At 72.4% G+C, this 23,496-nt stretch carries 21 protein-coding genes and 5 pseudogenes; 13 read left to right on the top strand and 13 right to left on the bottom strand.

The window, feature by feature from the left end; genetic code table 11:
* Positions 1-2: 2 nt before the first annotated feature.
* The gene (locus tag RM590_RS02265; RefSeq protein WP_311702606.1) at positions 3-2,243 is read right to left on the bottom strand and encodes an MMPL family transporter; all 2,241 of its coding nucleotides are present in this window, start codon (positions 2,241-2,243) and stop codon (positions 3-5) included.
* 311 nt (positions 2,244-2,554) lie between these two features.
* Positions 2,555-3,523, bottom strand: a complete 969-nt coding sequence (locus RM590_RS02260) for an NADP-dependent oxidoreductase (RefSeq protein WP_311702605.1) — start codon at positions 3,521-3,523, stop codon at positions 2,555-2,557.
* A gap of 124 nt (positions 3,524-3,647) precedes the next feature.
* On the opposite strand from RM590_RS02260, the gene RM590_RS02255 reads away from it, so the two are divergent.
* Entirely contained in the window at positions 3,648-4,658 is a 1,011-nt protein-coding gene (locus RM590_RS02255; protein ID WP_311702604.1) for a GlxA family transcriptional regulator, read from the top strand.
* A 2-nt stretch (positions 4,659-4,660) separates the two neighbouring features.
* Here RM590_RS02255 and RM590_RS02250 read toward each other — a convergent pair whose 3' ends face one another.
* The gene (locus tag RM590_RS02250) at positions 4,661-5,053 is read right to left on the bottom strand and encodes a VOC family protein (RefSeq protein WP_311702603.1); all 393 of its coding nucleotides are present in this window, start codon (positions 5,051-5,053) and stop codon (positions 4,661-4,663) included.
* 141 nt (positions 5,054-5,194) lie between these two features.
* Here RM590_RS02250 and RM590_RS02245 point away from each other — a divergent pair, with 141 nt between their 5' ends.
* From RM590_RS02245 to RM590_RS02235, 3 genes are all read left to right on the top strand, one after another.
* Positions 5,195-6,064, top strand: coding sequence for a sigma-70 family RNA polymerase sigma factor (locus RM590_RS02245; protein ID WP_311702602.1), 870 nt, complete (start codon positions 5,195-5,197; stop codon positions 6,062-6,064).
* A gap of 7 nt (positions 6,065-6,071) precedes the next feature.
* A complete protein-coding gene (locus RM590_RS02240; RefSeq protein ID WP_311702601.1) occupies positions 6,072-6,527 on the top strand; it encodes an NUDIX domain-containing protein in 456 nt (151 codons plus the stop codon).
* A 223-nt stretch (positions 6,528-6,750) separates the two neighbouring features.
* Complete coding sequence (locus tag RM590_RS02235; RefSeq protein WP_311702600.1) at positions 6,751-7,260, top strand: GNAT family N-acetyltransferase; 510 nt, start codon at positions 6,751-6,753, stop codon at positions 7,258-7,260.
* 53 nt (positions 7,261-7,313) lie between these two features.
* On the opposite strand, the gene RM590_RS02230 is transcribed toward RM590_RS02235, so the two are convergent.
* The 4 genes from RM590_RS02230 to RM590_RS02215 form a co-directional block, all read right to left on the bottom strand.
* Positions 7,314-7,838 carry a hypothetical protein gene (locus tag RM590_RS02230; RefSeq protein WP_311702599.1) on the bottom strand — a complete coding sequence of 175 codons (525 nt, stop codon included), beginning with the start codon at positions 7,836-7,838 and terminating at the stop codon, positions 7,314-7,316.
* A gap of 62 nt (positions 7,839-7,900) precedes the next feature.
* Positions 7,901-9,055: an endonuclease/exonuclease/phosphatase family protein gene (locus RM590_RS02225; RefSeq protein ID WP_311702598.1), complete on the bottom strand. Its 1,155-nt coding sequence runs from the start codon at positions 9,053-9,055 to the stop codon at positions 7,901-7,903.
* Between the two features lie 115 nt (positions 9,056-9,170).
* The gene (locus RM590_RS02220) at positions 9,171-9,851 is read right to left on the bottom strand and encodes a DsbA family oxidoreductase (protein ID WP_311702597.1); all 681 of its coding nucleotides are present in this window, start codon (positions 9,849-9,851) and stop codon (positions 9,171-9,173) included.
* Positions 9,851-10,030, bottom strand: a complete 180-nt coding sequence (locus RM590_RS02215) for a hypothetical protein (RefSeq protein WP_311702596.1) — start codon at positions 10,028-10,030, stop codon at positions 9,851-9,853. The genes RM590_RS02220 and RM590_RS02215 overlap by 1 nt, the downstream gene beginning before the upstream one ends.
* A 148-nt stretch (positions 10,031-10,178) precedes the next feature.
* Between RM590_RS02215 and RM590_RS02210 the strand changes: the two genes are divergently transcribed.
* Together RM590_RS02210 and RM590_RS02205 are read left to right on the top strand one after the other, a co-directional pair.
* The gene (locus RM590_RS02210) at positions 10,179-10,808 is read left to right on the top strand and encodes a TetR/AcrR family transcriptional regulator (RefSeq protein ID WP_311702595.1); all 630 of its coding nucleotides are present in this window, start codon (positions 10,179-10,181) and stop codon (positions 10,806-10,808) included.
* Positions 10,809-10,876: 68 nt separating this feature from the next.
* A complete protein-coding gene (locus tag RM590_RS02205; RefSeq protein ID WP_311702594.1) occupies positions 10,877-11,458 on the top strand; it encodes a TetR/AcrR family transcriptional regulator in 582 nt (193 codons plus the stop codon).
* Positions 11,459-11,483: 25 nt separating this feature from the next.
* On the opposite strand, the pseudogene RM590_RS02200 reads toward RM590_RS02205, so the two are convergent.
* The 3 genes and pseudogenes from RM590_RS02200 to RM590_RS02190 all read right to left on the bottom strand — a co-directional run.
* Positions 11,484-11,705 (bottom strand): annotated as a pseudogene (locus tag RM590_RS02200) (aldo/keto reductase); the annotation flags it as partial.
* A 53-nt stretch (positions 11,706-11,758) separates the two neighbouring features.
* Entirely contained in the window at positions 11,759-12,385 is a 627-nt protein-coding gene (locus RM590_RS02195) for an NAD(P)-dependent oxidoreductase (protein WP_311702593.1), read from the bottom strand.
* A gap of 362 nt (positions 12,386-12,747) precedes the next feature.
* Entirely contained in the window at positions 12,748-14,757 is a 2,010-nt protein-coding gene (locus RM590_RS02190; RefSeq protein WP_311702592.1) for a serine/threonine-protein kinase, read from the bottom strand.
* Between the two features lie 321 nt (positions 14,758-15,078).
* Between RM590_RS02190 and RM590_RS02185 the strand changes: the two genes are divergently transcribed.
* On the top strand, positions 15,079-15,951 hold the full coding sequence (locus RM590_RS02185; protein WP_311702591.1) for a helix-turn-helix transcriptional regulator: 873 nt from the start codon (positions 15,079-15,081) through the stop codon (positions 15,949-15,951).
* Between the two features lie 69 nt (positions 15,952-16,020).
* On the opposite strand, the pseudogene RM590_RS02180 reads toward RM590_RS02185, so the two are convergent.
* A pseudogene (locus RM590_RS02180) lies at positions 16,021-16,365 on the bottom strand (histidine kinase dimerization/phosphoacceptor domain-containing protein); the annotation flags it as partial.
* Positions 16,366-16,896: 531 nt separating this feature from the next.
* On the opposite strand from RM590_RS02180, the gene RM590_RS02175 reads away from it, so the two are divergent.
* From RM590_RS02175 to RM590_RS02150, 6 genes and pseudogenes are all read left to right on the top strand, one after another.
* Positions 16,897-17,583 (top strand): helix-turn-helix transcriptional regulator, encoded by a 687-nt coding sequence (locus RM590_RS02175; protein WP_394813759.1) that lies wholly within the window; start codon positions 16,897-16,899, stop codon positions 17,581-17,583.
* Between the two features lie 346 nt (positions 17,584-17,929).
* Entirely contained in the window at positions 17,930-18,352 is a 423-nt protein-coding gene (locus RM590_RS02170) for a phage tail protein (RefSeq protein WP_311702590.1), read from the top strand.
* A gap of 29 nt (positions 18,353-18,381) precedes the next feature.
* Positions 18,382-19,104, top strand: a complete 723-nt coding sequence (locus RM590_RS02165) for a CIS tube protein (RefSeq protein ID WP_311702588.1) — start codon at positions 18,382-18,384, stop codon at positions 19,102-19,104.
* A 54-nt stretch (positions 19,105-19,158) separates the two neighbouring features.
* Positions 19,159-21,002 (top strand): annotated as a pseudogene (locus RM590_RS02160) (VgrG-related protein).
* A gap of 25 nt (positions 21,003-21,027) precedes the next feature.
* Positions 21,028-21,449 (top strand): annotated as a pseudogene (locus RM590_RS02155) (GPW/gp25 family protein).
* Between the two features lie 17 nt (positions 21,450-21,466).
* Positions 21,467-23,103 (top strand): annotated as a pseudogene (locus tag RM590_RS02150) (putative baseplate assembly protein).
* Here the strand turns inward: RM590_RS02150 and RM590_RS02145 are convergent.
* The gene (locus tag RM590_RS02145; RefSeq protein ID WP_311702586.1) at positions 23,025-23,297 is read right to left on the bottom strand and encodes a type 2 periplasmic-binding domain-containing protein; all 273 of its coding nucleotides are present in this window, start codon (positions 23,295-23,297) and stop codon (positions 23,025-23,027) included. The pseudogene RM590_RS02150 and the gene RM590_RS02145 sit on opposite strands and share 79 nt — an antisense overlap.
* Positions 23,285-23,419 (bottom strand): hypothetical protein, encoded by a 135-nt coding sequence (locus RM590_RS02140; RefSeq protein ID WP_311702585.1) that lies wholly within the window; start codon positions 23,417-23,419, stop codon positions 23,285-23,287. The genes RM590_RS02145 and RM590_RS02140 overlap by 13 nt, the downstream gene beginning before the upstream one ends.
* Positions 23,420-23,496 lie beyond the last annotated feature (77 nt).

Below are 23,496 nucleotides of genomic sequence, written 5' to 3'. Positions count from 1 at the left end.
GGTCAGCTCCCGCCGGCGCCGGACCGGGCCCGGGGCGCCCCGGCGGCCGGGTCGGGCGCGGGCACCGGGAGGACCCGGTTCAGTGCCTCGCCCTCGACATCGACGTTCGGCAGCATGCGATCCAGGCTACGCGGCAGCCACCAGGCGCGGCGGCCGAGCAGCCCCAGCACCGCGGGCGCCATCGCCATCCGGACCACGAAGGCGTCGAACGCGACGGCGGTGGCCAGGCCGACGCCCATCGTCTTCACGATGGGGTCGGTCATCCCGATGAAGCCGGCGAAGACGCTGATCATGATGAACGCCGCCGCGGCGACCACCCGCCCGCTGTGCCGGAAGCCGGTGGTGACCGCCTGGTGCGGGCTCTCGCCGTGGACATGCGCCTCGCGCATGCGGGTGAGCAGGAACACCTCGTAGTCCATGGCCAGGCCGAACACCACGCCGATCATGAAGACCGGCATGAGCGACATCACGGGCGCGGTCTGGCTCACCCCGAACAGGTCCGCGGCCCAGCCCCACTGGAAGACCGCGACGACGGCGCCCAGCGCGGCCTCCACCGACAGCAGGAAGCCGAGCGTGGCCTTGAGCGGGATGAGCACCGAGCGGAAGACCACCATGAGGAGGAGGAACGCGAGGCCGACGACGATCGCCAGGTAGGGGACCAGGGCGTCGCCCAGGGCCTGGGAGACATCGATGTTCAGGGCGGTGGTGCCGGTCACGAAGATCTCGGCGCCGGTGTCCGCTTCGACGTCGCCGACCTCGTCGCGGATAGTGTGGACCAGGTCCCGGGTCTCGGTGGTGTTGGGCGCGGTCGCGGGAACGGCGGTGAGCACGGCGGTGTCCCCGGCCACGTCGAACACGGGCGCGCCGACCGAGATGACGCCGTCCACGCCCGAGAGCGTTTCGGCGGCCCGGTCACCGGCCCCCTCGGGGTCGGCGGCCTCCCCGGTGTCCACGACCACCGTCAGCGGGCCGTTGAAGCCGGGGCCGAAGCCTGAGGACAGCAGGTCGTAGGCGCGCCGCTGGGTGGTGTCGGTGGACAGCGACTCGTCGCCCGGCAGGCCGAGTTCGAGGCTGAGCACGGGCACCGCCGCAGCGCCCAGGCCGACCACCGCGGTCAGCAGCACGGCGACCGGCCGCCGCAGCACGAACCGCGCCCAGCGGACGCCGAGTCCGGGACGGCCGGTGTGGGCGCTCGGATAAGTGCCGGCTCCGGCGCGGGCCTCGCGGTCGGCGCGGCGCAGGATCCGGCCCCCGAGGAAGCCGAGCAGCGGGGGAACGAGGGTCAGCGCGACCAGCACGGCCAGGGCCACAGTGCCCGCCGCCGCCATTCCCATCGTGGTGAGGATGGGGATGCCGATGACCGCCAGCCCGGCCAGCGCGATGATCACGGTCAGCCCGGCGAAGACGACGGCGGACCCGGCCGTGCCGACCGCGCGCCCGGCGGCCTCCTCCGGGTCCCGGCCCTCGGCGAGTTCGGAACGGTAGCGGGAGACGATGAACAGCGCGTAGTCGATGCCGACCGCGAGCCCCAGCATGATCGCCAGAATGGAGGCGGTGGGGGGCAGGTCCAGCGGGGCTGCGAGCGCCGCGATGAGGCAGAAGCCGGCGGCCACGCCGACGATCGCGGTCAGCAGCGGCAGGCCCGCCGCGAGCAGCGACCCGAACGTGACGATCAGCACCACGGCCGCTACAGCAAGACCGATCAGCTCGGTGGTCCCCCCGAGTTCGTCCTCGGGAGCCAGCGCCGAGCCGCCGACCTCCACGGTCAGCCCGGCGTCCCGCGCCCGTTCGGCGGCGTCCTCCAGGGCGGCGGTGGTCTCCCCGGTCAGGCCGGACGCGCGCTCGGTGTAGGTGAGGGTGGCGTAGGCGACGGAGCCGTCCTCGCTGACGGCGCCGGTGGCGAACGGGTCGGTGACCGAGGACACCTGGTCGCCGCCGGCCAGCCCGCCGAGGGCGTCCTCGACGGTCTCCCGGTGCGGTCCGGCCGTGACCCGTTCCCCGTCCGGGGCCTGGAACACCAGGCGGGCCTCGGCCCCCTGCGCGTCGCCGCCGGGGAAGCGCTCGTTCAGCAGGTCGAACGCCTCCTGCGACTCCGTGCCGGGCATGGAGAACTCGCTCTCCGGCCCCGGCGCGGCCGTCGCGGCGGCCACGCCGAGGAGCACCAGGGCGGCCAGCCAGAGCGAGCCCACGAGCCGGCGCCGCCGGAACGTCCAGCGTCCGATGCGGTAAAGGAAGGTTGCCACCACGACTCCCGTCGGATTTCGGCAGAGGAAAAGCGGGCCGCGCGCGCTCTCCGAGAATCTCCGCCGAGCCCTCCGCCGGGCATCGTCTTCCGGCATCAACTCCAGCCTGGTACGTATGCAGTACGCGAGCCCTCCGGCGTCCCCCGCCGGTCACTCCCGGGGAGGACGGTCCACCCCGGCCGGCACGGCGCTTCGCGCCCGCGGTGGCGCGGTCGTGGCGGCCGGTCGTCTGCCCGGCATGCCCAGTGCGACGAGCATGCCGAGGAACGCGAGATGGTCGGCCGGTGCCGGACCCGGCCGGCCGGGTCCGGTCACGGCCTGACGGAGAGGACGATCTTTCCGGTGGTGCGGCCGGCCTCGCCCAGCGTGTGGGCGGCGGCGGCCTCCGCCAGGGGGAAGACGGCGTCGACGATCACCCGCAGGCGGCCACTCTCCACGAGGGCGGCGATCTCGCGCAGGCCCTGGTGGTCCGGCTCGACCAGCATGAACACCGCCCGCACCCCGGCCGTTTCGGCTTCGGCGCGGGGGAAGGTGTCGTCCGGCGGAAGGATCGAGACGAGGGTGCCGCCCGGGCGCAACGTGCGCAGGGAACGGGACCAGTTGGCGCCGCCGACGGCGTCCACGACGACATCGACGTCGCGGACGGCGGCGGCGAAGTCCTGGGCCCGGTAGTCGACGAGTTCGTCCGCGCCGAGGGAACGCAGCAGGTCGTGCTTGCCGGCGCTGGCGGTGCCGATCACATGCGCGCCGCGGGCCTTGGCGATCTGGACGGCCAGATGGCCGACGCCGCCCGCGGCGGCGTGGATGAGAACGCGCTGCCCGGGCCGGACGTTCGCCGTGTCGACGAGGGCCTGCCAGGCGGTGAGGGAGGCCAGCGGCAGGGCACCGGCCTGGATGTGGGTCAGGCCGCGCGGGCGGTGGGCGAAGTGGCGGGCCGGGGCGGCGACGTACTCGGCGTAGGCGCCGGCCCGGTGCGGGAAGCGCGGCATTCCGAAGACCTCGTCGCCCGGCCGGAACAGGGTCACGCCGTCGCCGGTCTCCTCGACCACTCCGGAGACATCGAAGCCGAGGGTGAAGGGCAGCGGTGTCCCGTCGGCGAACTCCCCGCGGTTCCGGAGCTTCCAGTCCACGGGGTTCACGCCCGCCGCGTGCACCCGGACCAGGATCTCGCCCCGGCCCGGCTCCGGGCGCGCGGTCTCGACGGCCTTCAGGACGTCCGGGCCTCCGGCGGCGTCCTGGGACACGGCGCGCATGGTGGGGGCGGTGGTCGTCTGGGACATGAGGGTGCTCTCTTTCCGGGTTTCCTGTGATGCATGCCGGTTCCCTCCGGCGCGTTCATCAGCCTGCCGGGGTCGGAGAGCACCCCGTAGTGGCGTGATGGCCATGGCCTGAAAGGATCTGGCCATGCATCACGTGGGAGTTCTGGCCCTGGACGGCGTCGTCCCCTTCGAACTGGGCATCCCCGCCCGCATCTTCGGCGCGGCCCGCGACCGGGCGGGCCACCGGCTCTACACCGTGACCACGTGCAGCCTCGACGGCGAGCCGGTGCGGGCCGACGCCGACTACGGCCTCACCGTTTCCCATGACGCCTCCCTGCTGGCCCGCGTCGACACCGTCGTCATTCCGCCCTCGCACGCCCTCGGCCCCATCCGCGAGGAGGGCCACCTGCCCGACGCGCTCCGCGCCGCCCTGGCCGCCATCCGCCCCGGCACCCGGATCGTGGGCATCTGCACCGCCGCCTATGTGCTGGCCGCCGCCGGGCTCCTCGACCACCGTCCCGCCACCACGCACTGGCGCGAGGCGGAGCGCCTGCAACGGATGTTCACCACCGTCCGCATCGACCCCGACGTGCTGTTCGTCGACGACGGCGACATCCTCACCTCCGCCGGAGTGGCCGCCGGGATCGACCTGTGCCTGCACCTCGTCCGCCGCGACCACGGCAGCCGGGTCGCCAACGACGTCGCCCGTTCCTGCGTGGTGCCGCCCTGGCGCGACGGCGGACAGGCCCAGTACATCCAGCGCCCCGTCCCCGACCCGACGGCCACCGGCACCGGCCCCACCCGGGCCTGGGCCATGGAACGCCTCGCCGAACCCCTCACCCTGGCCGACCTGGCCGCCCACGCCAACATGAGCGTGCGCACCTTCACCCGCCGCTTCCGCGACGAGACCGGCGCCACGCCCGGCCAGTGGCTGATCCGCCAGCGCGTCGACCTGGCGCGCCACTACCTGGAGACCACCGACTGGCCCGTGGACCTCGTCGCCCACCGCGCAGGCTTCGGCACCGGCGTCTCCCTGCGCCAGCACCTCCATGCCACGGTCGGCGTCACGCCCCAGGCGTACCGCCGCACTTTCCGCCCCGCCTCCCCGGCCCCGGGTCCCCGCGTGCTGGAGCGAGGAGCCCGGGCCGGTTCATGAGTTCAGGAGCCGTACGTGGTGGCCTTCCAGAGATAGCCGTCCGGGTCGCTGAAGTAGCCGAAGTACCCGCCCCACTGGGCCGGGGCGGCCTCCTTGACCACGCTGCCGCCGGCGGCCACCGCGTCGCGCATGATCGCGTCCACCGCTTCCCGGGAGTCGGGGTTGACGTGGAACGAGGCACCGCGGAATCCGGACCCCTCCGCCGGGACTCCGGCGTCCGCCGCCGCTGCCTCCCATTCGTAGAGAGCCAGCCGCGGGGACCCCTCGCCCAGGCTGAGCGAAACGAAGTGGGGGGTGTCCTTCTCGACCGCGCAGCCCAGGCCCTCGGTGTAGAACTTCTTGGCGCGGGCCAGGTCCTCGACGCCCAGCATGATGGCGCTCACCTGCAATGACACGTTGTCTCCTGATGATGTCGGTGCGTTTGCCGCTTGAACCGGCGGGCCTTTCGGACAACGGGCCGGCCGGGCCCGGCTGTCACATTGGCGCGTGTGCGCCGGTCAATGGGAGTGACAGGCCGGGACGAAGGAATGTGACAGATGGTCGAGCACGACTGGCTGAGCGAGCGGTTCGCCGAGCACCAGGGCCGCTTGCGCGGCGTGGCCCACCGGATACTCGGCTCCCCCGGCGAGGCCGAGGACGCGGTGCAGGAGGCGTGGCTGCGGGTCAGCCGCGCCGACACCGGCCGGGTCGAGAATCCGGGCGGGTGGCTGACGACGGTCGTTGCCCGGGTCTGTCTGAACATGCTGGAGGCACGCCGCGCCCGGCGCGAGGAGGCGGCCGGGGCGCTCCCGCCCGAGCCGGCCGCGCCGGACGCGAGCTTCCACGCAACCGGCCGGGCCGACCCCGAGGACGAGGCGCTGCTGGCCGATTCGGTCGGTGTCGCGCTGATGGTGGTGCTGGACACGCTGACCCCCGCCGAGCGGCTGGCGTTCGTCCTGCACGACGTCTTCGCCGTGTCGTTCGGCGAGATCGGCGAGATCATCGACCGCTCCCCGGCGGCGGCCCGGCAGCTCGCGAGCCGCGCCCGGCGCCGGGTGCGGGGAGCGGCGGGGGCGACGGATGCCGCGCGATCCCCGAAGCGGGACATCGTCGCCGCCTTCCTCGCCGCCTCCCGGGGCGGGGACTTCGAGGCCCTGCTCGAACTGCTCGATCCGGACGCCGTGGCCGGCGACATCCGCGGCGCCGACGCGGTGGCGGCCTTCTTCGCCGGACGCGCCCAGGCCGCGCGGCTCGCCCTGGTCGACGGCGTTCCGGCGGCGGTCTGGTCGCACCACGGCCGGCCGAAGGCGGTCTTCGCGTTCACCATCGACGAGGGGAAGATCACCCGCGTCACCATCGACGCCGACCCGGACCGGCTGCGCGACCTCGACATCGTGTTCCTTCGCCGGCCAACACCTGGCGGATGATGGGGAGATGAGTTTCCGGCTGGCGGCGTACGCCGTGTGCATCGAGAACGGGCGGGTGCTGCTCGCCCATCACCTGTCGACCCACTGGACCCTTCCGGGCGGCAGGGTCGAGCACGCGGAGGACCCGTTCGACGCGGTGATCCGGGAGGTCGCCGAGGAGACCGGCCACGAGGCGGTGGTCGAACGCCTGCTGGGCGTGGACTCGCGGGTGATACCCGCGGCCGCCGCGCGCGGGGGAGTCGAGCACCAGAACGTCGGCATCTTCTACCGGGTCCGTATCACCGGCGGCCGGCTCCGCCCCGAGCCGAACGGCGACACGACCGAGTCGGTCTGGACCCCGATACCCGACGTCACCGGCCTGCGCCGGTCCTCGCTGGTCGACATCGGCCTCGCCCTGGCAAGGACGCTCCCCGCGACCGGCCACGTCCCGCCCGTCCCGGTCGGCGGCCTGATCGAGCACTGAGACCCGCACCGGGCCGGGCGAGACCGTGTTGACCCGGATCCCCCGGGGCCGAACTCCTCGGCGAGGGCTTTACCGAACGCGATGAGCAGCACCCGACGTGGAGAGCCTCGCCGCCCGCGTGGTCGGCACCATGCTGCACGGCGTCGGCGCCCCCCAACTCCCCGCCATGGCGCGGAGTTGGGATCATTGAGGGGCGGTCACCGGGCCGGGGAGAGGAGGCGGGATGGCGCGGATCGCGGACTGTCGCGCGGAGGACGTGGCGGTGCTCGACGTTGTGCTGCCTTCCGCGTCGGTGACGGCGAATCACGCCCAGCGGTACGCGAGACAGCTCGCCGGGGTCGGCACCTACCTGATCGCGTGGCGGGACGGGCACCCGGTCGGAGCGTGCGAGGTCCGCTGGGACGGGTGCGCGGCTCCCGAGGTGCGGGAGGTCGTGGGGAACTGCCCGGAGATCAACGGCCTCTTCGTGTGGCCGGAGTCCCTGCGTTCGCAGGGGATCGGCACGGCCTTCATCCGCACGGCCGAGGACCGGGCGCGCGAACGCGGGGTGGAGCGGCTGGGCCTGGGCGTGACGGAGGACAACGTCCGTGCGGCGGCGCTGTACCGGCGGCTGGGGTACCGGCCGGTCACCTCGTATGTGGACCGGTACACCCTCCGGGACGCCGAGGGCGTTCCGCGCCACATGGCGGACCCGTGCGCCTTCATGGTCACCACGCTGGGCCGGACGGCCTGAGGCCGCCCGGATCAACGGCTGGACCCCGGCTCCCCAACGCGCCCGTCCTGGCGCTACCAGGCCGCTGCCCGGACCACGTCGAGGGCGATGTCCCGAACCGGGCGACCGTCCGTGGGGATGCGTACGGTGCCCGGGGGAGCCTTCTCACTCAGGTTGCGCGCGTTCCGCAGGCTCGACTCGATGTGGGAGTCAAGCTGGGATCCGATCTCCCGCCCGGCGAGCCGCTCTCGCACGGTGGCCTCCTCGGCGGTGAGCAGGACGCGGGTGGCCCTGATCTCGCCGCCGCCCATGGCGCGTTTGATCATGGGCTCCTCCAGGATGCTCACGGTGTTTGTGTAGATGAGCCGTTGCTGGCCGAGAGCGGCGTAGTTGGACCAGATCGCGGCGGTGTTCCGCTCCGTGATCAAGGTGCGGTGCGGGTCGTCCACGGGGGCGGGGTGGATCTGGTCCATGTAGTCACCCTCGACCAGACAGTGCGCCGTTCCCCTCGCCCGAAGCGCCGCGGACACCTCCCACGCGACGGTCGTCTTCCCGACGCCCGCGCCCCCGCCGATGAGCAACAGTTCGTAAGCAGTCATGGTCGGCCAGCCTGACAGAGCCCGATCGCCACGGCATGCGGTTTTGACTGGACGCGCATCGTTCAAGTCCGGGACGACACCTCGCGGCAGTTGCTCTCCTGTCCGCCGGCGTACAGGCAGACCCGGACGGTGAGCGTGCCGCTCGCCGTGCCCGCGGCCGAGGTGAACGTGCCGCAGCGGTCCGCGAAGGCGCCGTCCGCGCCCGTGACTACAGTCGTGCCGGCGGCGTTGCGCACGTAGCCGCGGACGCCGTACCCGTCGGCCTTGTTGTCGCAGACGTGGAGGGTGGGTGAGCCGCCCGCGTGCACCGCGAGCTGGGCCCAGCCGGACTGCTCGGCGGCGCCCGCGAGGACCGTTGCGGCACGGGAGACCGCCGTGTCGCGGACGGTGAGGTCGACGACGACCGGGAGGTGGTCGGAGGCGGTGGTCGGCACGGTGCGGGCGGCGGAGACCTGGAACGCGGGCGTGGCGTAGACGTAGTCGATGCGCGCGTCGTCGCCGCTGCCGGGGTGGGTGATGGCGCCGGCGCCGGTGTTGGCGTTGACCGTCGTCCAGGCGTCGATCCAGCCGGCCTCGGCGAACCAGGGCCGTATCGCGTCGCCGGGGCGGACGTTGAGGTCGCCGGTGAGCAGCATCGGGGAGGTCATCAGCGCGGCGGGCAGGGCGGTGAGCACGTCGCGGGCCTGGCGGTTGCGGCGCTCGGTGGCCTCCGCGCCGATGCCGGACGACAGGTGGGTGGTGTAGACGCGCAGGTCGGTGCCGCCTACATCGACCCGGACACCGCCCAGGCTGCGGCGGACGGCGGTGCTGTCGGCCGGGTACTGGGGGAGGAGGCGGGTGAGCCGTTCCTCGATGGGGTAGCGGCTCAGGATCAGGTTCCCGGCGCTGCCGCCGAGGGCGTTGTCGTCGCTGCGGGCGAAGTGCGCCTCGTACTGCGGGAACCGGTCCAGCAGGACCTGCCACTGGTTCTCCGCGCCGATGGCCGCGTTGTTGTGCACCTCCTGGAGCGTCACCACGTCCGGGTTCTGCTGGGCGATCAGGTCCCCGACGCGGTCGATGTCGGTGACGCCATCGGTGCCGGTGGCGCCCTGGATGTTCCAGTCCAGGACCCGCACGCCGGTGGCCGTCGCGCCAGCCGCCGGCGCGGCCGCGGCGGCGGCCGCCGTCACCAGCACCGCCGCGATGAGACCCCGCCACATGCGCTGTGTCACGCTCATGCCACCTTCAACTCCCTCGCGAACGCGTTGAGTTCGTTGCCGAGGGGACGGTAGCGGCGTTCTGCCCGGTCCGCCAGGGCGCGCCCGACGGCCGCATGGGGTGGTTGAGCCGGGCTCATGCCGATGCGGCGGACTTTCCCTTCCAAGCGGTGTCGAGGGCCTGGAGGAACACCTCGAGCGGCTGGGCGCCGGAGACGGCGTACTTGCCGCCGAAGACGAAGAACGGAACGCCGGTGATGCCGAGTTGCCCGGCCTGTCGCACGTCGGCGTCGACATCCGCGTCGAAGGTGTCGCTGTCGAGTGCTTCGCGCGCGGCGGCTGGGGCGAGGCCGATCTGCGTGGCCAGGTCGGTGAGGACGTCGTGGTCGCCGACGTTCAGCCCGTCGGTGAAGAAGGCGCGGAACAGCCGCTCGACCATGTCGTGCTGACGGCCCTGACTCCTGGCGAAGTGGATCAGCCGGTGGGCGGCGCGGGAGTTGGTCGCGATCGCGCTGTCCATGCGGAAGTCCAGCCCGATCTCGGCGGCACGGGCGGCGACCTGCGCGTTCATCGCCCGGGCCTGTGCCCTGGGGATGCCGCGCTCCTTTTCCAGGAGTTCGTTGACGCCGACGGCGAGGTCGGCCGGAAGGTGCGGCATCAACTGGAAGCTGTGGTACCGGATCTCGACGTCGGATCCATGGGGGAACTTCTCCACGGCCTGCGCGAGCAGGGTGTCGCCGATGTAGCAGAACGGGCACATGACGTCGCTCCACACGTCGACGACGAGCCGGTCGTCCGGGTGCTCGAACGCGTTCATCAGTGGCACTCTCCGTCCAGGCCGCACACGCCCGCGCCGTCGTCCGACACGAGGGTCAGGAACGGCATGGGTGCCTCGGTCTGCTCGTTGGGCTGATCGGCGGCGTCGTGCGCGACCGGGCTGCCCGCCTCCGGGGGAGTGGACTGCGTCGTCCTGTCGCTGTTCGGACGTGACGTCATGGTCGAACCGTTCCTTGCCGTGGAGTAAACCTGACACGTGGGTCAACTTGGTGGGTCAACGGTAACACTCAATCTGACCTAGGGGTCAAGTTGGTGGACCGGGGATGCGACCATGGGGTCGGACACGCCACAACCAGGAGGAACGCGGATGCGGGCCGACGCGCAACGAAACGCGGAGAAGCTGCGGGCAGCCGCGGTCGAGCTCTTCCGGGAACGCGGCCTCCAGGTCCCGCTGAAGGAGATCGCGCGCCGGGCAGGCGTGAGCCACGGCACGCTCTACAACCTCTTCGGCAGCCGTGAGGCGCTCATCGACGAGGTGGTGGTCGATCTGGCGGCGCACCGTCTCGACCGGATCGCCGAGCAGGCCCTGGCCCGGGACGACGCCTGGGGCGGATTCGCGTACTACATCGAGAAGGTCTGCGAACTCCAGGCAGTCGACCCCGCGATCAGCGATGTGGTCACGCGCCGCTTTCCGGGGGCCGAGCGCCTGATGGCCGTCTGTGACCGTTCCTACGCCGCCGCCGCCCGCGTCATCGAGCGCGCCCAGCGGGCCGGAGTCCTGCGCCCCGACTTCACCAGGGGGGACCTGCTGTTCATCTTCGGCACCAACGCCCTGCTGGCGCGCGCCGCCGCGGATGCCGCCCCCGACGCCTGGCGCCGCGGCGTCGCCTTCATGCTCGACGGCCTGCGCGCCGAGGCCGCCCACCCGCTGCCGGCGGGCCCGTTGACCTCCCGGCAGGTCTACGAGGTGATGGGGCGCCTCGCCGGCGCCCCGTAACGGCTATGGTGGACCTAACCGGACTGATGTCCGTTACCCGGTGGGTGTGAGCCCGGAAGGAGGGGGGAGTGGAGTCCAGGAACGACGGGCCTCAGCGCTCGGACGCACTGCGCAATCGCGAGCGGATCCTGGAGGTGGCGCTGGCCGAGCTGTCGCGTGCCGTGGATGTCCCGCTGAGTTCGATCGCCAAGAAGGCGGGGGTCGGGCAGGCGACGTTCTACCGCAACTTCCCCAACCGTGAAGCGCTCGTCATGGAGGTCCACCGTCACGAGGTGCGGCTGCTCACCGACGCCGCGACGGAACTGCTCAAGACCCGTGCGCCCGACCAGGCCCTGCGGGAATGGATGGACCTGCTCGCCCGCTTCGCCGTCGCCAAGGTCGGCCTGTCGGACGCGATGCGCCAGATCGTCGGCACGGCGGACGGCCCGGCGCAGCCGGGATACGCGCTGGTGATCGAGGCGATCGAGGTGCTGCTCGCGGCCAATCACGAGGCGGGGACCATCCGCCCGGGGGTGACCGTCGACGACTTCGTCCTGGCCATCGCCGGCATCTGGCAGATCGACGCCCGCGGGGACTGGCAGGCCCAGTCCACTCGGCTCCTGGATCTCGTCATGGACGGGCTGCACGCGGGAGCGCCCGGGCGGGGGTGAGGGCGCTCAGGGTGTGGTCTCGCGCTCAGGCGAGATCGGAGAGGTACTCCGGCGTGAGGGTGATCGACCCGGCGACCATGTTCTCCGCCAGGTGGGCGGTGGACCCGGTGCCGGGGATGGCGAGGGTGACGGGGGAGGAGGCGAGCAGTCAGGCCAGGGCGATCTGGGGGACCGTGGCTCCGTGCCGTTCGGCGACCTTGGCCATGCGGTCTCCGGCGAGGTCGCCGATGCCGCCGCCGAGCGGGAAGTCGTGCGAGGTGGGGGAATCGGGGCTCATCGTCGGTCTTCGGTCCTCGGTCCTCAGTCCGTGATGACGGCGTCGCGGCGGATCCACTCGGGGCTGTGGGCCGCCTTGTGCATGAAGTCGGCGACATCCGCGCGGCTGATCGTCGGGTGGCCCCTCATCGGGAGGCGCTCGCCGACGCGGTAGGTGCCTTTGGCCGGGCCCTTGGTCAGCGTGGTCGGGTAGACCAGCGTCCAGTCCAGGCCGCTGGAGCGGATCGCCTTCTCGGAGATCTCCTTGTTCGCGTAGATGTCCCGCAGGAACGTGCGGTACATGACCTTCTGCACGGGGCTCGCCGACCGGTAGGTGTCGCCCACGCCGAACGACGACAGCCACACCAGGCGGGACACGCCCGTTCCCTCGGCCGCGCCTGTCACGGCCGCCGCGGCGCGAGTGAACAGGTCGTCGGCGCGCACGGATCTGCTTCTGCCGAGGGCCGAGATGACGGCGTCCTGCCCGCGCATGGCCTTCGCGACATCGTCGCGCGAGGTGGCGTCTCCGGCGACCACGGTGACGCGATCCGCCAGGTCGGCCAGCGCCTCCGGCCTGCGCGCCAGGACCGTGACCGTGTCGCCGGCCTTGAGGGCCAGGTCGAGGACGTGGTGACCGGTGGGTCCGGTCGCACCGAGGATGAGCAGTTTCATGGCAAGGAAACCTTCCCGCGTGTGGGTGGGTGGGTGGGTGCGTGGGCGGGCGTGGCGAACGCCTTCCGTCATCGCCGACCGTGTCCGTGGCGTTCATGAGGCTAAGCGGACAATTGTCCGATGTCATGGGAGCGTACCGGACAGTTATCCGGTTAGCGAGCGATGAGGGTGCGCGGGCGAGCCGGGGGTCAGGTGGCGCGCACGACGCGGCTCGGTGATGCCCGCCGGATCACGGTGATCGCCTTCAGCCCCGGTCTCACCGGTGGCACCTCGCTGGGTATGTCTCCCTGGTCAAGGGTGAGCCGAGGTTCCCCGACGACGCGTGGTAACGCCGCGCGGTCGTGGCGGCACGGGCGCGTGCGTCAGGAAACCCGGTACAGCGTCGCGCTCATCGCGCCGCCGAGGTTGTCGAACGCGTTGGTTCCGGCGGTGTCCGCGCCCTCCAGCCAGAAGTTGACGTCGCAGCTCCCGCAGCCGTTCGAGCCGGAGAGGCTCACCGAGCGCCCGTCGTCGCTGACGCCCACCAACTGGAAGTCGTAGGTGCACCCGAGGATGTGTCCCGTGAAGCGGCTGCCGTCATAGACGATCTGCTCGGGACTCGATTCCCACGTGCCCACCATGTCGTCGCTGACCTGCCCGTTCAGCCCGTCGTCCTCGGGAGGCTCCCCGCCCCCGCCGCCCGACGATCCGCCCGACGATCCGCCGGAGGAGCCGCCCGACGAACCGTCGGACGTTCCGCCCGATGATCCGCCGGAGGAGCCGCCCGACGAACCGTCGGACGTTCCGCCCGAGGAACCGTCCGACGTTCCGCCCGCGGAGCCGTCCGACGTGCCCTCGGTCGACCCGCCGGCCGACGACCCGCCGTCGGAGGAGTCACCGGACGTGTCACCCTGATCGTCGGGCGAGTCGTCGTCCGAGGAGCCGTTGTCCGAGGGGTCGTCGGTCGGGCTGCCGGACGCGTCGTCGGCCGGTCCCTTGGACGAGTCCCCGCTCGCGCCCTCGTCCGATTGTCCCGGCTCGTCATCTCCGGAGCCGTTCTCGGACGAGCCCTGGGAGTGCGAGCCATCCGCGTCGGCCTTGCCGTCCCGGCCGTCGCCGGTGCCCAGCAGGCCGAGCGTCACCGCGAGCACCGTCCCCACCACCGCGATCGCCGCGATCACGGCGATCGCCGCGTTGGAACGGCGGCGGCCTCGCGTGGCCCTGCCCGGGGACCGTCCCTTCGGTGGCGTGCCGGGCGTCTGGTTGCGCGCGGGCCGCGTGATGGCGCGCAGTTGCACGGTGTCCGTGGTGACGGCGGGTGGCGCGTCGCCGGGTTGCGTCGGCGGTGGTGTGGCGGCCGCCCGCTCCGGCACGGGCTCCGTGATGCCACGAAGCTGCATCGTGTCCGATGCGGTGAAGGCGGGTGCGGTAGGGGTGGGTGTGGCGGCGGGCGGCGCGTCGCCGGGTGACGCCGGCGGTGGCGTGTCGGCTGCCGGGCCCCGCGCGGGCTCCTCGATGGACAGCAGTTGCACCGTGTCCCGGAGCAGTTGGTCGGTCAGGTTCGCGGGGAGCCAAGGTCCGCTGGCGCAGTGGGCACGCGCCGCCGCGCCGATCTCGCGGGGCGTCGGACGTTCTGCCGGGTTCTTGGCCAGGCAGGCGGTCACCAGTTCCCGCAGCGGGCCGGCGAGGTGACCGAGGTTGGGCGGCTCGTTGATGACGCGGTACATGAGCGCGTGGGCCGCGCCGTCCTCGGTGTCGTAGGGGCCGACGCCGGTAGCCGCGTAGGTCAGTGTCGCGCCCAGGCTGAAGACGTCGCTGGCGGGGTCCAGCCTGTCGCCTCTGACCTGCTCGGGGGACATGTAGCCGGGCGAGCCGACCACCGCTCCCGTTCTGGTGAGGACGCTGCCGCCGACGGCGCGCGCGATGCCGAAGTCGATGACGCGGGGACCGTCCACCGTGGCCAGCACGTTCGACGGCTTGAGATCGCGGTGCACCAGTCCGCTGTCGTGAATGGCCGTCAGCGCGTGGGCCAGCCCCTCGGCCAGCCGCCACAGCGTGCGCTCCGGCAGCACGCCGAACTGGGTCACGATGTCGTACAGCGCCGGGCCCGCGATGTATCCCGTGGCGACCCACGGGATCTCCCCCTCGGTGTCGAAGTCGAGCACGGGCGCGGTCCACTCGCTGCCCACCCGCTGCGCGGCGGCGATCTCCCGTCGGAAGCGGTTCCTGAAGTCCGGGTCCAGGGCGAGCTGCGGGTGGATGAGCTTCACCGCCACGGTCCGCCCCTGGGCCGACCGCCCGAGGAAGACCTTCCCCATGCCTCCGGCGCCCAGGATCCGCAACAGCCGGTACTGACCCAGTGTCTGCGGATCGTCCGGCTCCAGTGGTTTCAACGTGCCCCCGGCCCTCGTCGTTCAGCCCGAATGCTTCTTCGGTTTTACCGATCAGTATCACGGGACGTGCGCGGCGCTCGAACCGGTTCCGCCCGACGTCCGGTTGGCGCCTTGCGCACCAGTAAGCGGGAGATCGGTCGGCGGCATCACCGTCGCGGAACCGGTCATGACGAGGTGACGCATCGAGGAGGACGGCGGGGCGGGAGGGGTCGCGGTCGCCTTGCCGAATCCGGGCGTCTCCGTGCGGGCGTTCAGGACGCCCGCTGGCCGGGTGGGGCAGACCCAGTCGGCTACCCCGAGCCACCACCTAGCCTGAAACACATGGACGACAACCACCTGGGAGACTTCCTGCGCGCACGCCGCGCCGGTCTGCGGCCGGAGGACGTCGGGATGGCGAGATCCGGCGCCCGCAGAGTCGCCGGACTGCGTCGTGAGGAGGTCGCCGGCCTGGCCGGAGTGAGCGTCGACTACTACACCCGCCTGGAACAAGGGCGCGAGCGACGTCCCTCACCCCAGGTGGTCGACGCTCTCTGCCGCGCGCTGCGCGTCGACGCGGACGGCCGAGCGCACCTGTACCGGCTGGCCGGGGCCGCCACGATCGAGCGGCCGTCCGGCCCTGCCGCCGAGCGGGTCAGCCCGGCGCTGCGCCAGTTGATGGACGGCTACCCGAACACGCCGGCGTTCGTGGTGAGCCGGACCCTGGACCTGCTCGCCGTCAACGCCCTGGGCGATGCCCTCTACGCCCCGTTCGAGCCGGCGGACAACCTGGCCCGCATGATCTTCCTCGACCCCGCGGGGAGAGACTTCTACGCGGAGTGGGACCGGGCGGCCCAGGCCTCCGTCGGCCACCTGCGCGAGGCCATCGGATTCGCCCCGGACAACCCACGGTTACGTGAACTCGTCCACACCCTCACCGAGCACAGCGCGGACTTCGCCCGCCTCTGGAACGCCCACACCGTGCGCGGCAAGACGCAGGACGTCAAACGTCTCCTCCACCCGGACGTCGGCCCCCTCATTCTCACCCTCCAGGCTTTTGACGTACGCGACGCCCCCGGCCAGCAGCTCGTCATCTACCATGCCGAACCGGGCAGCCCCAGCGCCCAGTCCCTCCATCTGCTCGGCTCCATGTGGCCGGATTCGCGGTCGTTCAGGAGTGCCGGCGTTCGCCGGCGTGGCAGAGGGCTCCGGGGGTGACGAGGCCGGACTCGTAGGCGGCGACGGCGGGCCGTCCGCGGTGGCGCCGCCGGCCCCCTCCGGGGGGCGCAGCAGGTGCAGCAGGCGCCGCATCTCGGTCAGCGCCTCGCGGCTGGCGCTTCCCGCCGTGGCGATGGCGGCACGCGCGGTGGCCGGATCGTTGTCCAACGCCTGCTCGGCGACGCCAGCGTGCATCGAGACGACCGACATGTGGTGGGCCACGATGTCGTGCAACTCGCGTGCGAGGTTCAGCCGTTCCTGTGCCGCCGCCCGCGCCGCCTCGCCCGCCAGCCGCTCCGCGCGCTGTGTCCAGTGCTTGGTGATCTCCCCCAGCAGCCACCCCGAGGCCAGCACGGTCAGGGGCGCCTGCGCCGCCCAGGACCACGGCACCTCGTACTCGGAGGTGAAGAACATGATCCCGGTGACGGCCGCCGTGGCCGCCCACAGGACGGCGGTCACCGGGCAGGGCCGCAGCACGGCCACCGTGAACATCCCGATGACCAACCCGCCACCGCCGTTGGGGAACTCGCCGTAGCCCAGCAGGCTGTAGGTGAGCAGGCTCAGCAGGATCAGGGCCGTGGTGAGGGCGGGGGCCCGCTGCCGTAACGCGAGCGGCGCGACCGTCAAGGCCCCGATCACCAGGGCGAGTGTCTGCTCGTCGCCGTCGACCGTCTCGGCCGTCGTGACCAGGACCAGGATGGTCATCGCGCCCGCTAGCAGCAGATCCAGCATGCTTTGCCTGGGATTGGTGAGCACGTGTCAACGCTAGGGCAGGCAGGGCAAGCGAATTGCCCCTGAGGGTGGCCCTGACGCTCCCACCATGGGGGTAGGCGAGATGCCCATCGTGGGGGGACGACAGAGAGTGTAGGACCCACATAACGTCCTATGACGCACCGGTCATGCGACTCGTCACCGGTGCGCGAACACATGCTTCTGGGGGGACAGTTGCTCAGCTCAATTGCGCAGACGGACACAGGCACGCCCGAACGCGGGCAGCGCAGGCGGTCCGGAGGGCGGATTTCCGTGACGGTCCACGCACCGGACCCGATCTCCCGGGAGGGCGCGCTCGGCCAACTGCGCCGGTGCCCGGAGATCGAGCTCCGCGAGGACTCCGAGGCCGGCGCCGGCACGGTGACCCTGTTCATCAGCGACACCCTCGACGACGCCGACGTCACCCGGCTGCGCCGGGTGGTGCGCGGCGAGGGCGCCCGCGCCGTGCTCGTGGTGGGCGCGCTGCGGGAGGCCGGGCTCCTCGACGTGATCGAGTGCGGGTTCGGCGCCATCGTCTGGCGTCACGAGGCCACCGAACACCGGCTGGTGCAGGCCGTGTTCGCGGCGGCGCGCGGCGAGGGCGACCTGCCGCCCGATCTGCTCACCCGACTGATCAACCGGGTGGGGACGCTGCGCCGCATCGCGGCCGGACGGGCCGACGTCCCCGTCTCGGGGCTCTCGCCGCGCGAGGTGGACGTGCTGCGGCTGGTCGCCGAGGGGCTCGACACCGGGGAGATAGCCGGGAAGCTGTCCTATTCCGAACGCACGATCAAGAACGTCATGCACGGAATCATGACGCGCATGCACCTGCGCAACCGAGCCCATGCCGTGGCCTACGCCCTCCGCGAGGGCTACATCTGACCGGACTTCGCAGCCCGGGTCCGGGGAGCGCGGCCGGGGATCGGGACCGGGCCCGTCCCGGGGCCCATCGGCCGTGCCCGTTTGGGCAGCGCGCGCGACGTTGCCCCCGGCGAGCGTGCCTTCCGTGGCTCAACGGCCCGTCAGCCCGCCGTCCGCGCACCCGGCGTCGGTGAACGGTCCCGCCACGAACGCGTCCCCGGCCGCACCGATCCAGCGGCGTGCCGCACGCTCCGTCCCGCCCGGACCGCAGCGACCGCGGCTCGGCCCTCCCCTCACAGCCGCGCCCGCTGACGCGACGCGCCTCGCCGCGCCCCCCGTCGTCCAGCGCGCCCCCGCCATGCCGCCCGTGCGGGTCACCGGTCTCTCCCGGCCCACCGCACCGGCGCCCATTCCGATGCCCACCGCGGCCCGCACGCCGGCCCCGGCCACACCCTCGGTACCACGCCGCGCCCCCGCTGCCCCGCGCGCCGCCGCGCCCGTAGTCCAGCGCGCGCCGAGGGCCGCCACCCCGGCCACTCCACCCACACCCCATCCACCGCCCACCACCCGCGCCACTCCGAAGTCCGCCAAGTGGATCTCCTCCATCCAGACCGGGATCAGGCGCCCCACCGCGCAGATCCGGGCGCTGCGGGCGGACGGGTCCGAGGTCGCCCGCTGGGGGCTGATCGACGTGCTGCCGGTGAGCTGGCAGGGGCCCTCCCTCAACCCGGCGAACCCGGCCGTGGCCACCGAGGTCCTGGAGATCACCCACCACGGGTTCACGGACTGAGAAGACCGAGAAGAAGGACCGCACCAGCCATGCCCATGGGAAACCGGGGCGCGGGCAAGAGCCTCGTCCGCGCCACGCTCGCCATTCACGAATCCCCCACCGGCTACCGCACCACGCCGGGCGGGCTCATCAAGACGCTCACCCTGGACTTCAACCCGGTGCAGTTGGCCCTCACCCGCCGCGCCAACTGGACGGTCACCCCGACCGCCGCCGTGCGCGACGGTTCGTTGCCGGAGTACCTGGGTCCCGAGCCGCGCGAGATGAGCGTGGAGGTCTTCCTGGACTCCTCCGAGGAGCCCGACGGCAACTCGGTGATGAAGAAGGTCGAGGCGCTGATGCAGTGCTGTGAGACGACCGCCAAGAGCGTCGCCGCCAAGCAGCCGTCGCCGCCGTGGGTCGTCTTTCAGTGGGGTTCGTTCTCCACGGCGCGCTTCACCGCGTACGTCACCTCCGTCGACGCCACGTACACGCTCTTCGGCACCACCGGCGTGCCGATCCGCGCCACGTGCGAGGTGCACCTGCACGAGATCCCGAGCAACACCGAGGAGCAGAACCCGACTTCCGGTGCCCTCACCGCGCGGCGGGTGCACCGGGTCGTCGCGGGCGACTCGTTGCAGTCCATCGCGTGGCGCGAGTACGGCGCCGCGGCGGCGTGGCGGGCGATCGCCGAGGCCAACGACATCGACGACCCGGCTGTCCTGCGGACCGGCACCGAACTGATGCTGCCCGCCGCCGAGGAGGTGACCTTCTGATGCCCAGGCCAGTTCTCCAACGTCGCCCACGTCTCCATCGGCGGCAAAGTGCTGATGGGCGAGGAGGCGAAGCTGCTCGTCGACGCCTGGGTCGACCAGGGCGTCGGCGTGCCCGCGGCGTTCCAGCTCACCTTCCGGGACCCGAAGCGGAAGGTTCTCGGCCTGCTCGGGGTGGAGTTCGGCTCCCCGGTGCGGATCTCCCCGGTCGCCGCCGGGCGGGGCACCGCGGAGCCGCTGCTGACCGGCGAGGTCACGGGCTGGAGGCGGATTTCGACGGCACCGGGTCGTTCGCCGTCATCCGCGGCTACGACAGCGGTTTCCGCCTGATGCGGCAGCGCCGGGTGGTGGCGTACCGGAACCAGCGCGCCTCCGACATCGCCCGCAAGCTGGCCGGCCAGGACGGCGTGCCGGTCGGCCGGATCGACGCGACGAAGACCGTGTACGAGTTCATCAGTCAGGCGGGCGTCAGCGACTGGGACTTCCTCGCGCGGCTCGCCGACGAGAACGAGATGGCGATGTCCATCGACGCGCGCGGCAGGTTCCAGTTCGTCAAACCCAAGCCGGCCTCCGGCGCCCCCTCGCCGAGCACGAGAAGCGACACCACCCCCTTCGTGCTCGGCCCCGCCGACATTCTGCGGCTGCGGGCCGCGGTCACCGCGGCCGACCAGGTCAGCCGGGTGCAGTCGCGCGGCTGGGACGTCACCACCAAGCGGACGATCACCGCCACCGCCCCGGCGAGCGCCGACCCCGGCATCGCCATCGGCAGCAGCCCGGCGAAGGCGACCGCCCGGTTCAAGCCCGTCACCCTGGTGGAGACGCGGACGCCCTACGACCGGCCGGCCGAGGTCAGGCACGCCGCCGACGCGCTCGTCGGCGACGTCACCTCGTCCTTCGCCGAGCTGGAGGTGATCGCGCGCGGCACGCCGAAGCTGCGGGCGGGCATTCCGGTGGCACTGGCCGACGTGGGCAAGCCCTTCGAGGGCAAGTACACCGTCACCTCCGTCCGGCACGTCTTCGGCGACGGCGAGCACTACGAGGCGCGGGTGACCGTCAGCGGACGCCAGTGGCGCTCGCTGTACGGGCTCACCTCGGGCGGCGGCGGGGGGCAGGCCGAGGCACGGCTGCCCAGTGTGGCCAACGCGCTGGTCACCGACGTGCAGGACCCGCTCAGGCAGGGGCGGGTGAAGCTGGAGTTCCCGTGGCTGGACGACGCCTACGTCAGCGACTGGACCCGGGTGGTGCAATGGGGCGGCAAGGGCGGCGGCGGGATCTTCCCGCTGGACGTCGGCGACGAGGTGCTGGTGGCGTTCGACCGGGGCGCGCTCGACCACCCCTTCGTCATCGGCGGGCTGTACAACGGCAAGGACAGTCCGACTCCCGTGCCGGACGTGCCGCTCCACGACGGGCTGCGGCGGCTGGCGGCCCGGCACACGCTCTCCGACCGCACCGGCAACCGCATCGACCTGCTCAGCCAGCAGACCGGCGCCGCCAAGCGGGGGGTGCGGCTGGCGACCGGCAACGACAGGCTGGTCATCAACCTCGACCGCACCAAGACCGAGATCACCGTCGACAGCGCGGGCACGGTCAGCATCAAGGGCAGCCGGTCGGTGTCGGTGGAGGCCGGCACGGACCTCACGCTCAGCGCGCGGCGCAAGCTGACCCTCAGCAGCGGCGGGCTGCTCTCCATCGAGGGGCGCGGCCCCGTCAACGTCAGGTCGCTCACCGGCCCGGTCGCGGTCAACGCGGCCGCGGCCGTCAGCGTGACGGCCGCCGCGGCGGTCAATGTCACGGCGGCGGCTGCGGTGAACATGGCGGCCGGGGCGGCGATGAGCCTGAAGGGACCCACCATCCCGCTCATGGGCCTGGTGACCATCAACGGGAAGCCGGTGCCGCTGTGACGGCCGGGCCGGGGAGGTGCCGCTGATGGCCGAGCAGTTCGTCGGGTCCGGCTGGTCGTTCCCGCTGCGCATCTCGCCGACCGGCGGCATCGCCCTGGTCGGCGGCGAGCGGGAGATCGAGGAGGCGATGCGGCTGGTCCTGGCCACCGCGCCGGGCGAACGGCCGATGCGGCCCGAGTTCGGCTGCGCCATCCACGATCTGGTGTTCGCCCCGGTCAACGAGCAGACCGCGGGCCGCATCCAGCACGAGGTGTTCGCGAGCCTGGACCGCTGGGAGCCGCGGATCGAGTCCACGACGTCGAGGTCACCGCGGGGGCCGACCAGAGCGTGCTGTACATCGACGTCCGCTACGAGATCCGCGGCACCAACAACCCGCGCAGCCTCGTCTTCCCGTTCTACGTCATCCCGTCCCACGACGAGCCGGACTCCGCCGGCCCGGATCTGTAAAGCGAAAGCGACCCCCGATGGCCCTGCCCTCACCGAACCTCGACGACCGCCGTTTCCAGCAGTTCGTCGACGACGCCGAGCGCTACATCCAGCAGCGCGCCCCGGAGTGAACCGACCACAATGTCTCCGACCCGGGCGTCACCCTCGTCGAGGCCGTGGCCCACATGGCCGACCAGATCGTCTACCGGCTCAACCGCGTGCCGGAGAAGAACCACCTGGCCTTCCTCGACCTCGTCGGCATCACCCTCTTCCCGCCCACCGCCGCCCGCACGGACGTCACGTTCTGGCTGTCGGCGCCACAGGAGGAACCGGTCCGGGTGCCGGCCGGCACCGAGGTCGCCACCGTGCGCACGGACAGCGAGGAGGCGGTCGTCTTCGCCGCCGAGCGCGAACTGACCGTGGTGCCCTGCGCGTTGCGGTATCTGGTGGTGCGGAACCAGGGCGGGGAGGTCACCGACCGGACCGCCGACCTCGCCGAGGGCAGGGACGTGCTGTGCTTCGCCGAGGCGCCGGCCGCCGGCGACTGCATGCTGCTCGGGCTGACCTCCGCGGTGCCGCACTGCGCGGTGGCGCTGGAGCTGGACAGCCGGGTCGACGGCGTCGGCGTGGACCCGCGGCAGCCGCCGCTCACCTGGGAGGCGTGGACCGAGAACGGCTGGCAGGAGTGCGAGGTGGACCGGGACGGCACCGGCGGCCTCAACCGGCCGGGAGCCGTCGTCCTGCACGTTCCCGGAGGTCACGCGCTGTCCCGGGGCGGCGGCCGGCAGGCCGGGTGGCTGCGCTGCCGGGTCACCGAACCGCTGCCGGGCCAGCCCTTCTACACCACCTCGCCGACCATCCGGGCCGCCGAGGCGTTCACCATCCGCGGTACGGCACTGGCCATCCACGCCGAGACCGTCCACGACGAGGCGCTCGGCGAGTCCACCGGCCTGCCGGGACAGCGCCTGCGGCTCGCGCACGCGCCCGTGGTCGGCGACGACCCGCCGCTGCTGCTCCAGACCGCCGAGGACGAGAGGTGGGTGGACTGGCAGGTCGTCCCGCACTTCGCGGGCTCCCGGCCGCACGACCGCCACGTCACGCTGGACGCGACGACCGGCGAGATCGCCTTCGGGCCGCCGTCCGCGAACCCGACGGCACGCTGCGGCAGTACGGGATGGTCGCGCCCAAGGGCGCCGTCATCCGCGCGCGCCGCTACTTCGCCAAGCGCGCCCAAGTGGAGCCGGACGGCTTCCAGGCGCTGAACTCGTTCCAGGACCACCCCGCCGACCTGGCCTTCGACAAGCTCAACGACACCTGGTGGGGCCCGGGCATCTCCGGAACCGGCGAGGGCGAGTGGATCGAGGCCGGCTTCGCAGAGCCCACCAGGCTCCTCGACGTGATCATCACACCCGGCGTCTCCACGCGCGCCGCCCAGCTCCGCGAATCGGCGCTCCCGCACCGCATCGAGGCCCGGATCACCACGGAGGACGGCAGGACGACGACGCGCGAACTCACCCTCGACCAGGGCCTCGGCCCCCAGCGCCGGGCGTTCCGGGCCGACGGCGTCACCAGCGTCCGCTTCACCATCGTGTCGGCCTACGGCACTGCCCAGGACAAGCAGGTGGCCATCGCGGAGATCGAGTTCTTCGGCCCGTCCTCCGGCGGCATCCGCTGAAGGGGCGCCGCCGCTTCGCCGGCGGCGACTGCTGTGGAACGGCTGTCCTGCTGCCAGGCCAGCACCACGGTCGTGGTGGTGGCGTCGATCACCGGCACACACGCCACGTCCTGGTGCCGCGGTTGGTCCCGCAGCGCCTCCGGAACGATCGCCACCGTCCGGCCCAGCGCGACCAGTTGCATCAACTGCCCCACGTCGACGACGTCAGCACGACTTGACGCTCCACCAGCACATCCAGGTCGGTGTACGGGCTGTGCAGCAGGCCCACGTCGGCGCGCCCGTCCCGGATCAGCGCCGACCGGTCCCCGGCACCCACCACGAGCTCCACCGGCGGCGCGCCGGGCATCGCCTCGAGATGGGCGGTGCCCTGACGGTGTGGACCGTGGCCACCGT

Origin of the sequence: Streptomyces litchfieldiae (assembly GCF_031845365.1) — a bacterium.
GTDB classification, from domain to species: Bacteria; Actinomycetota; Actinomycetes; order Streptomycetales; family Streptomycetaceae; genus Streptomyces; species Streptomyces litchfieldiae.
This window is presented reverse-complemented; position numbering and strand designations above follow the sequence as displayed.

Excerpts from the sequence above, each read along its gene's own strand:
- RM590_RS02230 (WP_311702599.1), bottom strand. The coding sequence starts at position 7,838 with ATGACTGCTTACGAACTGTTGCTCATCGGCGGGGGCGCGGGCGTCGGG.
- RM590_RS02210 (WP_311702595.1), top strand. The coding sequence starts at position 10,179 with ATGCGGGCCGACGCGCAACGAAACGCGGAGAAGCTGCGGGCAGCCGCG.
- RM590_RS02240 (WP_311702601.1), top strand. The coding sequence starts at position 6,072 with ATGAGTTTCCGGCTGGCGGCGTACGCCGTGTGCATCGAGAACGGGCGG.
- RM590_RS02165 (WP_311702588.1), top strand. The coding sequence starts at position 18,382 with ATGCCCATGGGAAACCGGGGCGCGGGCAAGAGCCTCGTCCGCGCCACG.
- RM590_RS02220 (WP_311702597.1), bottom strand. The coding sequence starts at position 9,851 with ATGAACGCGTTCGAGCACCCGGACGACCGGCTCGTCGTCGACGTGTGG.
- RM590_RS02255 (WP_311702604.1), top strand. The coding sequence starts at position 3,648 with ATGCATCACGTGGGAGTTCTGGCCCTGGACGGCGTCGTCCCCTTCGAA.
- RM590_RS02235 (WP_311702600.1), top strand. The coding sequence starts at position 6,751 with ATGGCGCGGATCGCGGACTGTCGCGCGGAGGACGTGGCGGTGCTCGAC.
- RM590_RS02185 (WP_311702591.1), top strand. The coding sequence starts at position 15,079 with ATGGACGACAACCACCTGGGAGACTTCCTGCGCGCACGCCGCGCCGGT.
- RM590_RS02195 (WP_311702593.1), bottom strand. The coding sequence starts at position 12,385 with ATGAAACTGCTCATCCTCGGTGCGACCGGACCCACCGGTCACCACGTC.
- RM590_RS02225 (WP_311702598.1), bottom strand. The coding sequence starts at position 9,055 with ATGAGCGTGACACAGCGCATGTGGCGGGGTCTCATCGCGGCGGTGCTG.
- RM590_RS02260 (WP_311702605.1), bottom strand. The coding sequence starts at position 3,523 with ATGTCCCAGACGACCACCGCCCCCACCATGCGCGCCGTGTCCCAGGAC.
- RM590_RS02215 (WP_311702596.1), bottom strand. The coding sequence starts at position 10,030 with ATGACGTCACGTCCGAACAGCGACAGGACGACGCAGTCCACTCCCCCG.
- RM590_RS02245 (WP_311702602.1), top strand. The coding sequence starts at position 5,195 with ATGGTCGAGCACGACTGGCTGAGCGAGCGGTTCGCCGAGCACCAGGGC.